The sequence below is a fragment of the Arthrobacter methylotrophus genome, from assembly GCF_039539965.1.
In the GTDB taxonomy this organism is placed as follows: Bacteria; Actinomycetota; Actinomycetes; order Actinomycetales; family Micrococcaceae; genus Arthrobacter; species Arthrobacter methylotrophus.
The window spans coordinates 2,610,030-2,623,799 of record NZ_BAABED010000001.1; the positions used below are offsets into that span (position 1 = coordinate 2,610,030).

General features: G+C 62.3%; 12 protein-coding genes and 1 tRNA gene. 6 read left to right on the plus strand and 7 right to left on the minus strand.

All coding sequences use genetic code 11. The features are described 5' to 3' along the window. Positions 1-244: 244 nt before the first annotated feature. The 4 genes from ABD884_RS13885 to ABD884_RS13900 all read right to left on the minus strand — a co-directional run bounded on the left by ABD884_RS13885 (position 245) and on the right by ABD884_RS13900 (position 1,999). Positions 245-388 carry a hypothetical protein gene (locus tag ABD884_RS13885; RefSeq protein WP_345046677.1) on the minus strand — a complete coding sequence of 48 codons (144 nt, stop codon included), beginning with the start codon at positions 386-388 and terminating at the stop codon, positions 245-247. Between the two features lie 145 nt (positions 389-533). After that, complete coding sequence (locus ABD884_RS13890; RefSeq protein ID WP_345046680.1) at positions 534-839, minus strand: hypothetical protein; 306 nt, start codon at positions 837-839, stop codon at positions 534-536. A gap of 501 nt (positions 840-1,340) precedes the next feature. After that, positions 1,341-1,646 carry a helix-turn-helix domain-containing protein gene (locus tag ABD884_RS13895; protein ID WP_345046683.1) on the minus strand — a complete coding sequence of 102 codons (306 nt, stop codon included), beginning with the start codon at positions 1,644-1,646 and terminating at the stop codon, positions 1,341-1,343. Continuing rightward, positions 1,646-1,999: a type II toxin-antitoxin system RelE/ParE family toxin gene (locus ABD884_RS13900; protein WP_345046685.1), complete on the minus strand. Its 354-nt coding sequence runs from the start codon at positions 1,997-1,999 to the stop codon at positions 1,646-1,648. The genes ABD884_RS13895 and ABD884_RS13900 overlap by 1 nt, the downstream gene beginning before the upstream one ends. Before the next feature lie 298 nt (positions 2,000-2,297). On the opposite strand from ABD884_RS13900, the gene ABD884_RS13905 reads away from it, so the two are divergent. Genes ABD884_RS13905 through ABD884_RS13920 form a run of 4 tightly spaced genes read left to right on the plus strand, consistent with a single transcriptional unit; the run spans position 2,298 to position 9,017 of the window. Beyond that, positions 2,298-3,776 (plus strand): DUF3375 domain-containing protein, encoded by a 1,479-nt coding sequence (locus ABD884_RS13905; RefSeq protein WP_345046689.1) that lies wholly within the window; start codon positions 2,298-2,300, stop codon positions 3,774-3,776. Continuing rightward, positions 3,773-4,474 (plus strand): DUF4194 domain-containing protein, encoded by a 702-nt coding sequence (locus ABD884_RS13910; protein ID WP_345046691.1) that lies wholly within the window; start codon positions 3,773-3,775, stop codon positions 4,472-4,474. Before ABD884_RS13905 ends, ABD884_RS13910 begins: the two co-directional genes overlap by 4 nt. Further along, complete coding sequence (locus ABD884_RS13915; RefSeq protein WP_345046694.1) at positions 4,471-7,875, plus strand: ATP-binding protein; 3,405 nt, start codon at positions 4,471-4,473, stop codon at positions 7,873-7,875. Before ABD884_RS13910 ends, ABD884_RS13915 begins: the two co-directional genes overlap by 4 nt. Beyond that, a complete protein-coding gene (locus ABD884_RS13920) occupies positions 7,875-9,017 on the plus strand; it encodes a Wadjet anti-phage system protein JetD domain-containing protein (RefSeq protein ID WP_345046698.1) in 1,143 nt (380 codons plus the stop codon). Before ABD884_RS13915 ends, ABD884_RS13920 begins: the two co-directional genes overlap by 1 nt. A gap of 167 nt (positions 9,018-9,184) precedes the next feature. Here ABD884_RS13920 and ABD884_RS13925 read toward each other — a convergent pair whose 3' ends face one another. Further along, complete coding sequence (locus tag ABD884_RS13925; RefSeq protein WP_345046700.1) at positions 9,185-9,904, minus strand: hypothetical protein; 720 nt, start codon at positions 9,902-9,904, stop codon at positions 9,185-9,187. 77 nt (positions 9,905-9,981) lie between these two features. Here ABD884_RS13925 and ABD884_RS13930 point away from each other — a divergent pair, with 77 nt between their 5' ends. Next, positions 9,982-10,869, plus strand: coding sequence for a PIN domain-containing protein (locus tag ABD884_RS13930; RefSeq protein WP_345046702.1), 888 nt, complete (start codon positions 9,982-9,984; stop codon positions 10,867-10,869). A gap of 345 nt (positions 10,870-11,214) precedes the next feature. Here the strand turns inward: ABD884_RS13930 and ABD884_RS13935 are convergent. Next, a tRNA-Leu gene (locus tag ABD884_RS13935) sits at positions 11,215-11,296 on the minus strand. A gap of 196 nt (positions 11,297-11,492) precedes the next feature. On the opposite strand from ABD884_RS13935, the gene ABD884_RS13940 reads away from it, so the two are divergent. After that, the gene (locus tag ABD884_RS13940; protein WP_028266834.1) at positions 11,493-12,098 is read left to right on the plus strand and encodes an ANTAR domain-containing response regulator; all 606 of its coding nucleotides are present in this window, start codon (positions 11,493-11,495) and stop codon (positions 12,096-12,098) included. Between the two features lie 157 nt (positions 12,099-12,255). Here ABD884_RS13940 and pyk read toward each other — a convergent pair whose 3' ends face one another. Then, entirely contained in the window at positions 12,256-13,758 is a 1,503-nt protein-coding gene (gene pyk / locus ABD884_RS13945) for a pyruvate kinase (protein ID WP_345046708.1), read from the minus strand. Positions 13,759-13,770: the final 12 nt, after the last annotated feature.

Here is a 13,770-nt window from a genome sequence, read left to right on the forward strand (position 1 = left end):
ATTTTCCGCGTCTGCCGCGGAGATTGCGCTTCTCCAGTACGCAGCCATGGCTGCCTAGAAGGCGCAATTGCTAGCGCGGACTTGGATTGGACGGGTCCGGCGACCGGCTAGATGAATCCGGGATAGCTGCTTTTTTTCGTCAGCTCATGCAAACGAGACCTTATTCGATTTGGTTCTGATGCATCGCCAGCACAAAGTCTGCAGATTGTCTGGCGTCGACAATCCGCCTCTAGCAGCGCTACCTCTACCAGTTGACCTTGTCCCGGTCAGCGATCTCCAAGACAGGCGGTTTCGCCGCCGTTTCGCCGTACAAGTACCAGCACCAGAACCCGTACCCGTACCCGTACCCGTACCGGTACCGGTACCCAGCCTGGGTATTGACCCCCACTCAACAACCAACCGGCCAACCGGAAGAGACAGGAAATTACTCGGGCGCAAGTCGAAATGGATTTCAGCGTCCGTACGCTGGACCTCACCAGAATTCTCGAAGACCCCGAATACGCGCGAGTGGCGCCCACCGTCGGCAACCCGTATCACCCAATACCGCGGCGGCTTCTTGGCGAACTGCCCAGGGCCACTGGACCCGGGGTGTATTCGAGGACACCCTCCCGGGGCAGAGCCTCCGGCGCGTGGAGGTGGACCGGATCGCCCGGCTTGAAGGCGTGGCGGACAACGAGGATGTCCTTCAGCTGGATCGGCTCCACACGATCTGCACCCATACTCGCCAGAACATGGCCAAGGGTGAGGGGCGCGCTCGTGGCAAGGGCGGTTCCCTCGGGTACGTCGAGGACAACGGATTGGAGATCAGCCATGGAGTCGTCGGCGTCCTGCTCGGGCAAGCCATGGGCCTCTCAAAATCCTTTCACGAGCATCCGCTCGCTTGGTCAAGTAGCCAACTGAACCCCGGGCCAGCCCCCTTGTGGCACCTGGATAGACCACTGTCTGAAGGCAAGTCATGCAGCCCCGCATGCGCCGCACCATGAAGAAACAAGAACACAGACCTACCGCCCAACACAATGGAAGAGGCACCCGGCCGCACCAACGGCCACCAACAAAAAAGGCCCCGAAGGGGCCCATAAAAAGCTGATTTGTGCACAGTCAGAGGGCCAAAGGCCCCCTGACCTGCGAAAACACTGTGCCCGAGGTGGGACTCGAACCGGGTTCTAGACCCCGCAAACACAGGGAACTTCTGAAAACATGCCGAGTACGAGCCAGTCCGGCTTATGTACGGCTCAATCCGAAGCCCAAAGTGTTGACACTGTCAACACACCCTCTTTCCCACTTCTGAACCGGTCCCAACAGGACCAAGGTGTTCAAACGTTCAGGAACGGGTTGTCGGGTCAGGCGATCTGGATCCGTTCGTCGCCGAGTTCAACCTCGACACGAAGCCGGCCACCGACCGCTTCAACGTATTTCCGCAGCGTGTCGACCTGGGCACGGTCAATGTCGCCGTGCTCGATCCGGGACACCCTGTTCTGGCTGACGTGCAGACGTGCAGCCAGCTCGACCTGCGTCAGGTCGGAGGCCTCGCGGAGCTCCCGAAGCCGGTAGGCCCGGACCTCATCGAGCAGATGCTTCTTGTGGGCGTCCACAGCAACCCGGTCAACAGGCCGCTTGGCCAACATCTCTTCGATAGTCTTTGCCATTACGATCCTCCTTTCAGAATCCTCAGATGATCATCGAACAGCCCATCCGCAATCGGGATGTTCGTTTTGTACCACTTGGTCCAGTTGCCGGCCTTGTCGCCTGCAACCAGCAAAATAGCATGCCGTTCCGGATCGAAGGCGAACAAGATCCGCAACTCCGACCGACCGCTCGATCCAGGCCGAAGTTCCTTCATGTTCTTATGCCGCGAACGAACCACCGTGTCGACAAGCGGCCTACCAAGCTGCGGCCCGCGCTCGGCAAGAAGCTCCAACGCAGCGATCACCTGCTCGTACGAGTCCTGATCGAGCCCTAACAGCCACGGCTCGACTAGCTCCACGTCAATATTCCACACCGACTCCATGATACAACCCACAGGTTCTACAACTCAAGAGCTATATCCGAAAGGAGCAGACACAACAAGGCCAGCCGGCCCTGCCGGAGCGTCTTGCCAGGGGCAGAACGATCCGCGATCGTGTTGCCGATCGGGTCCCTGGCCGCGGCCGAGACAACTACCTCAACGTTGTCAGCGACACCCTCGACGCAGCCGCCACGCTCGAGCCCAATGCCGAGGAATGACTCATCGGCCGTACAGGATCGAAGCTCGATGTACGGTGCGCTTCCCGGCGGATGATGGCCGTTAGGATGAGCCGGTGAGCATTCTCCGCCCCGCGCTCGAGGCCAGCCGGCTCCAGGAGTCCGATCCTGCTTGGGCCATGTTGCGTGCGCGCAACGCTCCGGTCGCGATCTCGATCCTCGACAAGCATCTGGGCGGCGAGGCCCGCCGCGTAGCTGCCCCGGTCCTTTTCGAGAGGATCGAGGACGACCTCGAAGAACTCCGCTCCCACGGCTTCGAGCTGCCCCAAACGGCCCAGCAGTACTGCGCCGAATGGCGCTCATCGGGAATCCTCATCCGTCGTGCAGCGGAAGACGCCCGCGAGGAGACGCTTGAGCTTTCCCAAGGGGCGCTCACCGCGATCCGGTTTGCGTCGCAATTATCCGCACCTCGTGCTTCCGTCACCGAATCGCGCCTCGCAACGGTCATTGAGCGACTTCGGGCGCTTGCGCGAGACACCGACCCAGACATCAGCTCGCGCCTCGCTGGCCTCCAGGCCGAGCGGGCTCGCCTGGATGCACAGATCGAGCGCGTGGCAGCTGGTGACGTGGACATTCCCGCGCCAGAGCACGCCGCCGAGCGGCTACGTGATGTTCTCGCACTTGTTGATGAGGTGCCCGCTGACTTCGCACGGGTCCGTTCCGACTTCGAGCGGCTCAACCGGGACCTCCGCGAGAAGCTCATCGACCAAGAGGGCAGCCGTGGCGCCGTCCTAGACGACATCTTTCTTGGGGTGGACCTCCTCGCTTCCTCGGACGCCGGCCGTAGCTTCACAGGTTTCTACTCCCTCCTGCTCGATCCCGAACGTGGCATCGAGTTTGAGGAGAGCATCCAGGACGTGCTTGGCCGTGACTTCATGGACACGGTGACGGTCCAGCAAGCGAAAAGCCTGCGCCGTATTCTCCCGACCCTCCAAGACCGCAGCTCCGAGATCCACGGTGTCATGACGGCTTTTAGCCGCAGCCTGCGTCGCTTTGTCCAGTCGCAGGAGTTTCTTGAGGACCGCGTTATCAACCACGAGCTCCGTTCGGCTTTGCGCCTTGCCCTTGACATATCGGAAAGCGTCAAACCGTATGCCAAGACGGCCCTCGCGCTCAACCTCTCAAGCGCACCTTTGGACTCCGTTGCCGCGCTAAGCCTTCACAACCCCGGCGATTTTGAGGCGTCAGAGCACGTTGTGACGCACGATCCCGAACCCGTCGACATCGAGCAACTTCGCGAGCTGGCCCGCGCCTCCGATGTCGACATGGAGGAGTTGCGTGGGAGCGTCAACGCTGCCCTTGCCGCGCTCAGTGCCGCGACGATCGCAGAGGTCCTTGCGGTACGGCCCGCCACACAGGGAGTTGCGAGCGTGGTGGGCTTGCTCGTTCTGGCGGATGAACATGCCAGCCCACTCATAGGTCGCGAGGACGTCGTTTGGGAGTCGTCCAGCGGTACCGCTCGACGTGGGACCGTCGGACGCTACCTTTTCACCGAGCCGATCGGCGCTCGACCGGTCAGAAGGACCGCCCCATGACAGACACGACTCCGAACAGTGCGAGCCCCGCCCCGTTCCCGGGAACCCATGACCCGGCGGTTTCCGCCAGACTTTGGGACGGCGACGTGGGCCAGCTCCGCGATGGTTCACGCCGGGCTCTGGTCCAGTTGCTCAGGGGCCCCTATCTCTCCTCGAACCGGCACGCGAACCTCTGGTCTGCTCTCCTGGCGGACGAGGCCCCCATCCGCTCTCGCCTTGCGGATCTGTACCTTGATCTCGTTCTGGACCTCGAAGCGGAGGTAGCCTTCGTGCGGAACGTTGGTGCCGCCGTCGACCGCCCTGACGTACCCAAGGTCCTGCGCACTGCCCCACTCACGTTCCTCGACACGGCGCTCCTCCTGCACCTCCGTCAACAGCTCCTGCACGACGCCGGCGGGTCCAAAACGATCGTGGGACGGGACGAAGTCGCCGACCAACTCAGGGTCTACCAGGGCCACGACAAGGCGGATCCTGCCGGATTCGCCAAGCGCATCGAAGCTTCGTGGAAGAAGATGGTCCGCTACGGCCTTCTAGCGCCGACTAGCACAGAGGGACGCTTCGAGGTTTCGCCGGTGCTGCGACTTGTCTTCGGGGCGGAGGAGATTCGCGCAGTCCAAGAGGAGTACCGGCGGCTCGTCGGCGCGGGCGACGAGGACTCCCAAGGCACGGCAGACGAAGTCGAGGAGGAGGATGCATGAGTCAGGACCGGTCTGGGCAGTGGCGGCTCGAACGTCTTGAAGTGCTCAACTGGGGCACTTTCGGCGGCCACCACACCGTCGACATAGCGAGGCGCGGGTTCCTCCTCACTGGACATTCGGGGTCAGGGAAGTCCTCTCTAGTTGATGCCGTCGCCGCGGTCCTGACCCCGCGCGGAAAGCTGAGGTTTAACGCCGCCGCGCAGGACACGAGCACACGCGGAGACGATCGCTCTCTTGTGACGTACGTGCGCGGAGCTTGGCGGCGGAGCGCCGACGAGGAGACGGGCGAGGTCGCGAGCGACTACCTCCGAAAGGGAGCGACGTTGAGTGGGGTCTTGCTCAGCTACCGGAACGGGCGGGATACGGACGACGACCTCGAAATTGGCAGCAGGAAAGCGCCCCGGCGTGTGGTTCTCGTCAAGCTGTACCATCTCAAGCGGGGTGCCAGCGCGCCCGCCGACATCTCTGAGCTGAGCCTCATGCTCAACGAGGACGTCGCTCTGACAGACTTCGTCCCTTACCTCACCAAGGGGATCGACAAACGTAATATCAAGGCGGCGTGGCCCGAGGCCATGGTCACAGACCAGCACTCACGTTTCGCCGAACGCTTCTCGCGGGCGCTGGGGATCCGCGGGGACAATGCGCTTGTCCTCCTGCACAAGACCCAATCGGCCAAGTCCCTTGGCACACTGGATGACTTGTTCCGCACGTTCATGCTCGATCGGCCGAAGACCTTTGACCTCGCCGAGACGGCCGTGGACCAGTTCGTGGAGCTCTCGGAGGCGCACCGCTCGGTGGTTGAGGCACGCGAGCAGGTCGCGGCCCTGGGCCGCCTGCGTGATCCAGCCGCCCGGTTCGAGGACGCTAGCACCCGCGCGGATGCGGCCGAACGGCTGTTCGGGGCACTCAACTCGTTCACAGACGCATGGAAGCTCGAGCTCGCCCGGAATGCGCACCGTGAATCGGAGACCGCCGTCGACCAGGCCGAACACGAGGTCAGGAAGGCGGCGACCACGACGGCGGAGCGGGCCGCCGAGCTCCAGTTCAGCCAGACCCAGATCGAGCAGCGCGGCGGTGCGGCCCTGGCCCAGCAACGCGAGGCGATCGGCAACGCCGAGGAACGCGAGCGGATGGTCCGTGCGTCGCGCGCCGCGCTCGAGCAGAAGCTCGCGGCCGCTTCGATAGACTGCCCGACGTCGTTCGCGGAGTTCGCAGAACTGCGCGGGGCAGCCGAGCGGGAACGCGCCGAATCGGATGCCGCCGAAGCTGCCGGCAAGGATGCTCGGTTAGCACTGTTCGATGACCTCGCCGCAGCCAAGCGGAAGGTCGCCGACATCGACGCCGAAGTTGCCTCCCTTCGACGGCGTCGATCGAACATTGAGGACCGGCTGGTGCGGGCACGCGAACTCGTCGCGGACGCTGCAGGCCTGCCGCCAGCCACATTCCCGTTTGCGGCGGAGCTTCTGCAGGTTCGGACCGAGCATGCGGGCTGGAGGGGCGCGATCGAGCGGGTGCTGAGGCCTCTGGCAACCGTCATGCTCGTTCCGGAGGCGCACATCGTGAAGGTGCGCGCCGCTGTCGACTCCCGGCACCTCGACACGCGGCTCGTGTTCGAGTCGGTCCAATCCCGACCCGAGCCGGCCCGCAGCCCACGCTCGGAGCGCTCGCTCGTGCACCGCGTCGAGGTAAAGGAAGGGCCGACGGCGGATTGGCTGCGCTCGGTGCTGACTCGCCAGTATGACTATGAGTGCGTCGATTCGCCTGGCGAGCTCGCGACCCTCGATACGGCGGTGACGCGCGCGGGCCAGGTCAAGCGCTCCCGCACGCGTCACGAGAAGGACGACCGTGCCGCGGTTAATGACCGGTCCCGGTGGGTTCTCGGATTCGACAACCACGAAAAGATTGAACATCTCCTCAATCTTCGTAGCTCAGCCGTCGCGGCGGTTGCCGAGGCGGAGGCGGTTCTCAGCGGGGCCGAGGTCCGCCGTGACGCGCGACGCCGGAGAGTCGATGCCTTGGAGGCCCTCGCCTCGGTCGACTGGGACCTTGTCGACGTCGATGCCGCCGCGCAGGTCACAGCTGAGCGTAGGGCCAGGCTGGACGATCACCTCGCCGCGAGCCACGACCTCCGCGTGGCCGAGGCCGCCGCCTCCGAAGCGCTGAAGCGACTCAACGCGGCCAAGGCCGCCGAGGCCACCGCCAACGACGAGGCGTCCGGGTTGAGGGCCCGCCGTACGCAGATCGCAAAGGAGATCCGCAAGCTCGAGGACACCGCGGACCGCGAACATCCCGTCCCCGGTGAGTTGGCGGGCGATCTCGAGCGCCGTTTTCTCAAGCACCGGCGCAGCATCACCTTCGACACCGTCAGCGACGTAGCCCTCGCCGTCTCGCGCGCCCTCTCGACCGAAGAGAAGGAATCCCGCACGGCGGCCGAGTCCGCACGGCGTGAGTTCGAAAAGTTGGCCGGGGACGTGTGCCGCATGTGGTCCGCGCTGACTGCGGATCTGCGACCGGATGTCGCCGACCGGGGCGGGTTCCTGGCGATCCTTGAACGGCTCCAGGTCGATCGGCTGCCTGATTTTGAAAATCGCTTCTTCGATCTCCTTGAGAAGCAGTCGCAGCAGAACGTCGCTCAGCTCGCTGCCGAGATCCGGGGTGCAATCCGCGAGGTACATGAGCGGATCGATCCCGTGAACCGCTCGCTACGCCGGTCAGAATTCGATGCCGGCAAGTACCTCAAGATCCGGGTCCGCGAGTCCCGCGGCGAGCTCGCGAAGCAGTTCCTGGCGGACTTGCAGACCATCAGCACCGGCTCGTGGGGCCTTGAGGACCGGACTGACGCCGAGCGGCGATTCAACGTCATGCGGGCGCTCATGTCCAAGCTCGCGTCGAGCGAGTCGGCCGACGCGAACTGGCGCGGGCACGTGCTCGACACACGCCTTCATGTCCGCTTCATCGCTGCCGAGGTTGATGCCCGGAACCGCGAGCTCGCGGTCCACGACACGGGTGCAGGCCTGTCCGGTGGACAGCGGCAGAAGCTTGTGACGTTCTGCCTTGCGGCGGCGCTCCGCTACCAGCTTGCCGGCGACGATGAGGACATCCCGTCGTACGGAACTGTGATCATGGATGAGGCCTTCGACAAGGCAGATTCGAATTTCACACGCATGGCCATGGACGTGTTCCATGAATTCGGCTTCCACATGGTTCTGGCGACGCCGCTCAAGTTACTGCAGACGCTTGAGGACTACATTGGCGGAATTGCGGCCGTGCGATGTATCGATTTCCGCGACTCACGCGTGGGCCTCGTAACGATCGAGCATCTCGCCGATGAAGGCACCGACGACGGTGAGAGGGCGCCTGCGGTGATGGTCGAAACAGAAACCGCGGGTCAGCTGTTCTAATGCCGGTTCCAGTGACGGTCGCCGCCGCACGCGCCGCGGCTGCAAAGAAATACGAAAAATACGCGGCTGCCTGGGCCGTCGAACGTCCGTTCGCACCGGCCCTTGCGCTGCCACTGCATCCACCAACCGAAAGAACGGCCCTGTCCGACCAGGTAACCGCCGTTGCCTGGGTGCGCTCGTGGGCGGGGCAGGAAGGCGTCGAGTGGGGTGAGAGAGCGTGGGCATCGCTCGGGCGGCAGAGGGTCCCCGTCAGACTCGTCCTCGCGAACCCCGACGAACTCGCTTCTTTCGCGGGCTGCCTTCCGAACTGGCGTCAGGCAAGGTCGAGGGCGGCGGCTCTCATGGCTCGTGCAAATGGCGGCGAGCCCGGCAGCATGCCCGAGCTGCGCGACGCCCTCATACGTTCGATGCGTGCGATCACTCTCCTCGACGAGGCGGACTTTGCCAGGCTCGTGGACGTCCTGGAATGGCTTTCTTCGCATCCCGACTCCGGCCTCTACATCCGACAGTTACCGATCCGGGGTGTGGACACAAAGTGGGTGGGCAGGCACGAGCCGCTCGTCGCCAAATTGTACTCTGCCGCGACGGGCAGGACGGGCCTCGGGCTGGCGCCCAAACCGGATCTCATCCGATTGCGGTTCCTCGACTCATCACTTGCCCCAGGTGGTCTCTCCGATGTGGCTGCCCCACTCTCAGAGGTGGCCTCTCTCGCGATCCGCCCACGGACCGTGTTCGTGTTCGAGAACCTCGAATCAGTCCTGGCGATGCCCCCATGGCCAGGCGCCGTCGTCCTGCACGGCTCAGGCTACGCCGTGGACCGCGTCAGTAAGCTGCCGTGGGCCGCTTCCGCGCCACTTATATATTGGGGCGATCTGGATACCCATGGTCTCGCGATACTCAACCGCCTCCGAGCCCAGGCGCTCGCGCCCAATACGGTTCTCATGGACCTCGCGACGCTCGACGCGTTCTCCGACCTCTGGGTACCTGAGCCGGTCCCCGCGACGGGCGCATTTGCGTATCTGGAGCCTGACGAAAAGGCGGTCGTCGAAGGTCTCCGTGAACGCGGCGGAATTCGACTCGAGCAGGAACGCATTCCCTGGGCCCACGCTCTCGCGGTCCTCCGAGTCGTCTCAGAAGCGTGACGAGACCCGGAAGCGGATCCGTAAGCTGGCGTGTAGATTCCCCGCCGGACCTGGGATTTCTGGACTTGACTCCAAGTGCAGCGACCGAACTGAATATTTCCTGGGCGGACCGGCGGCCATGTATTCGCGCAGCCCTAGGATGGCGAAGTCCACGAGCCCGTAACCTGTTAGCTCAACTCTTCCGCCCGGAAGATCTCTCGACCTGAAACGTGTCGCCAGATCACGTGGTCGAGTCTCCTCGGCTGGGTTGGATATAGCTCGGCGACTTTTTTGATTAGCTCTGCCGTCTGCATGGACGTGAGTCTCTTCCCTTCAAGACCGGCGTGTTCTTCCACGAAACGGATCACCATGCGGTCAGGCTTCACGGACTGGAATCCGGCCAGGATGAGCAAGTAGTTGAACGTGACTCCCGAGGACTGGCTTGGTAAATGCAGCCAAGCTTCTTTCACTCGACTCAAGCGCTCATCCGCGAAGTGCTCAGCATGCAGCTCGGCCCTGGTAGTGATTTCAAGCGCCTTGAGCGCCTCAGCGGCCTGACGAACCACTTCAGCCTTTAGCAAGGCCTTCGCACCGGTGTGTGCGGGCTTGTGGTTATTGACCAGAACTGCCCAACCTTTGCTATCGCCGACTTCCTCGAAGGTACGCAGCAGCTCACCAGTACCGTCTTGATCAGCGTCTGCACCCTGGCTGCGCCGGTAAGCCCGGTACTCGTTGACGACATTTATGACGCTCTGGTAATGCGATCCAGTTGAGAATATTGAATCGATAATGGCAAGAGCCAGACTGTGGGGATAGCCATCTGCCTTTATCCAATTAGCTTCATCACCAAAAATGGTGCGGCACACGTCAGTCAGTTTGGTCGCTTCTGGGGCGAGCTCGTTCGTCATAGCCGGACCGTAACAAGGTTTCACGATAATAACGGTAGTAACCCGTTCATGTTTACCCTGCAAACCTAAACTGAACCATGATCAAACTAGCGCTGGGCGCCTCACCTGACCGCCTCCGAGCCGTTCTTGGCGACGCTGCCCGCGAAATCGAAAACGTCCGGGGAAGCACCCAAGCAGAGTATGCCATCGGCTTATACAACGCGTACCTTGAGTGGGCCAGCCACCAGGTTCGACTCATGGCTGGTCTCCTACCTGACGAAGAAATCGACCGGTTGATCACGACCCGGCGATACTGGACGCTTCTTTCGCTTGAGCCGAGTGCCGTTACCGAGCGCACACTGAGGCTTCTCGTAGATGGCGAGATCAGTCAGAGAATTGAGTACCTCAAAGCTGTCCAGGAAGGGATAACGGCAGATCTGGAGCGTTGGGACAGCGGGGCCGCTGTTGCTGTAGTGCTCGATACCGGGGTCTGGTTGAGGCATCACGAAAATATAGCTGAAGTTGATTGGAATACTGTCTTGAACATTCGTCACGACGTTCCTCTCGTGATTACGGTCCCAACGAAGGTTATCGACGAGCTCGACGGCCACAAACGCAACAGACAGCAGGTAGCCAAGGGACAGCTATCAATCCGCAACCGAGCGGGTAAGGCTCTTAGGTTTCTCGAACTTCAATTCCGAGCGCCCGGGCATCGACCCAAACTAAGTGCCGGCTCCATCGCAAGTACTGCTCCGTCATCCGCGCTTTACCTTGGTTTGATACCTCAAGAGTTAAGCCATTCTTCCCTGCCTGATGCCGACCTAGAGATCATCGACCGAGCCCTAACCACGAGTCCCTACGCCAAAAGCGTTCACGTCGTGACAACGGACTACGGGATGGTGTTCAGGGCCAGACAATCCGGGCTCGATGTGACGAGGGTGGACGACTTCGAAGAGGCACTGGAGAAGCCTACTGACGGCGAGTAGCCAACCGCGGGTGGGGGGGCGTGTACGTCGACGCTCAAACGTAGGGCGCAATAGGTTTGACGCCTCATCGGGTACCTCATCGGGTAACAGAACCCCGCACGGGGCCGTCGAGGAAACTTTCGCTCAAAGGAGTCCGCACGATGGCCGGACTAGTGCAGTCGCTGATGGCCGGCAACGACTTTGGCCACCTTGTCGACAGTAACGCTAAACGAAGAGGGCGTATGTCGAGTTCCATGTGAGACAAGCTGGGCGAAATGCAGCGCGCCATTACACCCAGACAATTGAAAATGTCAAGTTTTGTACACAGTCAGGGGCCAAATAGGCCCCTGACCTGCGACAACATTGTGCCCGAGGTGGGACTCGAACCCACACACCTTTCGATACCGCATTTTGAGTGCGGCGCGTCTGCCAATTCCGCCACTCGGGCGCGGAAACACCAAAACAAGACTAACCGACGTCGAGGCCTTCTCAGATCCCAACGCTCCCTGTTGCAGTGCGCGAAACTACTCTACATGCAGATGGGCTATTTTCCAGAACCGGCTCGCCCGGGCAACAAATCAGAAGCAGGGACCGGGTGCAACTAAGATAGTTGAGAACCCGCCGTACGTCTTGAAGGAGATCCTGTGTCAGAACAGACGGAGTCCAAGCCCGCATCCCAGCCGGCACGCCGCGTAGTTGTCGCAGAAGATGAGACCCTTATCCGCCTGGACATTATCGAGATCCTGAAGGGCGAAGGCTACGACGTCGTCGGCGAGGCCGACAACGGTGAGAAGGCTGTTCAGCTGGCTGAGGAGCTGAAGCCGGACCTGGTCCTTATGGACGTCAAGATGCCCGTGATGGACGGCATCTCGGCGGCGGAGAAAATCGTCAAAGCAAGGATCGCGCCTGTCGTCCTCTTGACGGCCTTCAGCCAGAAGGAACTCGTGGAGCGCGCCCGCGACGCCGGGGCCATGGCCTATGTCGTCAAGCCCTTCACTCCGGCGGACCTGATCCCGGCCATCGAGATCGCGCTGTCCCGCCACGAGGAGATCAAGGCCCTCGAAAACGAGGTTTCCGATCTGCAGGAGCAGTTCGCCACCCGCAAGCTCGTAGAGCGCGCTAAGAGCCTCCTGACCACCAAGATGGGACTCACTGAGCCGGAAGCGTTCCGGTGGATCCAGAAGACATCCATGGACCGCCGCCTCAGTATGCGCGAGGTCGCCGAGACCATCATCAACCAGGTCAACTAGCACTCCCCCACGAAGGGCGCCGTCGTCCCCGGACCCGGCGCCCTTTGTCGTCCCCGGACGGGGCTCCACTGCACGGATTCAGGCCAAGACAAGGCAAGGGAGGCCCCGCCAACGGCAGGGCCTCCCTTGCTGATCCAAGAAGTTGATGCGTAAAAAATCAGATCTTGGATTTGATCTTCTTCTTCTTTTCCGGCCACGGTCCGAGCTTTTCCTTGCGGGATGCGGCCTCTTCCAACTGGGACGTGTCTGCGAGGTCGCCCACCCTGTGGACCTTGAGCGAGTTCGTGGAGCCGGCTTGTCCGGGAGGGGACCCGGCCGCGATGACCACGAGGTCGCCGTTCTCGACGATCTTCATCTCGAGGAGGCTGCGGTCCACCTGTGCCGTCATGGCGTCAGTGTGGCCAACCATGGGAACCAGAACGGGCTGGATGCCCCAAGTGAGCGCCAACTGGTTCCAGACGTGCTCCAACGGAGTGAAGGCGAATACCGGCTTGACCGGACGCAGACGGGATAGACGGCGGGCCGAGTCACCGGACTGGGTGAACGTACAGATGTACTTTGCATCCAGCTGGTCGGCGATTTCGACGGCGGCACGCGTGATGGCGCCACCGCGGGTCTTGGGCTTGGTACCCAGCGGAGGAACGCGTTCGAGGCCGTGCTCTTCCGTGGACTCGATGATCCGGGCCATGGTCTTGACCGTCTCGATCGGGAACTTGCCCACGCTGGTTTCGCCGGAGAGCATGACTGCGTCGGCGCCGTCGAGCACTGCGTTGGCGCAGTCCGAAGCCTCCGCGCGGGTGGGGCGCGGGTTGTCGATCATGGACTCGAGGACCTGGGTAGCCACGATGACAGGCTTTGCCCAGCGGCGGGCCAGTTCAATGGCGCGCTTCTGGACGATCGGTACTTCCTCGAGCGGGAGTTCCACGCCGAGGTCGCCACGGGCAACCATGATGGCGTCGAAGGCGTCGATGATTTCGTGGAGCTGTTCCACGGCCTGCGGCTTCTCGATCTTGGCGATCACCGGCACGCGGCGGCCTTCTTCGTCCATGATTTCGTGGACGCGCTTGATGTCGGAGGCGTCACGAACGAAGGACAGGGCGATAAGGTCGACACCGCGCTTCATGGCCCAGCGGAGATCGTCCTCGTCCTTTTCGCTCAGTGCGGGAACGTTGACAGCAACACCAGGCAGGTTGATGCCCTTGTTGTTGGAGACCCAGCCGCCAACGGTCACGGTGGCGACCACCTTGACGTCGTCGACTTCGATGGCACGCAAGGCAACCTTGCCGTCGTCGATCAGCAGTGCGTCGCCGACGTTGACGTCTCCGGTAAGGCTTTTGAGCGTGGTGGAGCAGATGTCCTTGGTGCCCGGGACGTCCTCGGTGGTGATGGTGAAAGTGTCGCCGACAGCGAGTTCGTGGGGGCCATCGACAAAGCGGCCCAGACGGATCTTGGGCCCCTGCAGGTCAGCCATGATGGCGACCGGCTTGTGCAGGTGGGCAGCAGCTTTGCGGACGTTCTCGTACGTGTTGTCGTGTACCGAGTAGTCGCCGTGGCTCATGTTCATGCGGGCGACGTCGACGCCGGCTTCCAGCACCGCGAGGGTGTTGTCAAAGCTGGAAATTGCCGGTCCGAACGTTGCCACGATTTTTGCGCGTCTCATATACCTACCCTA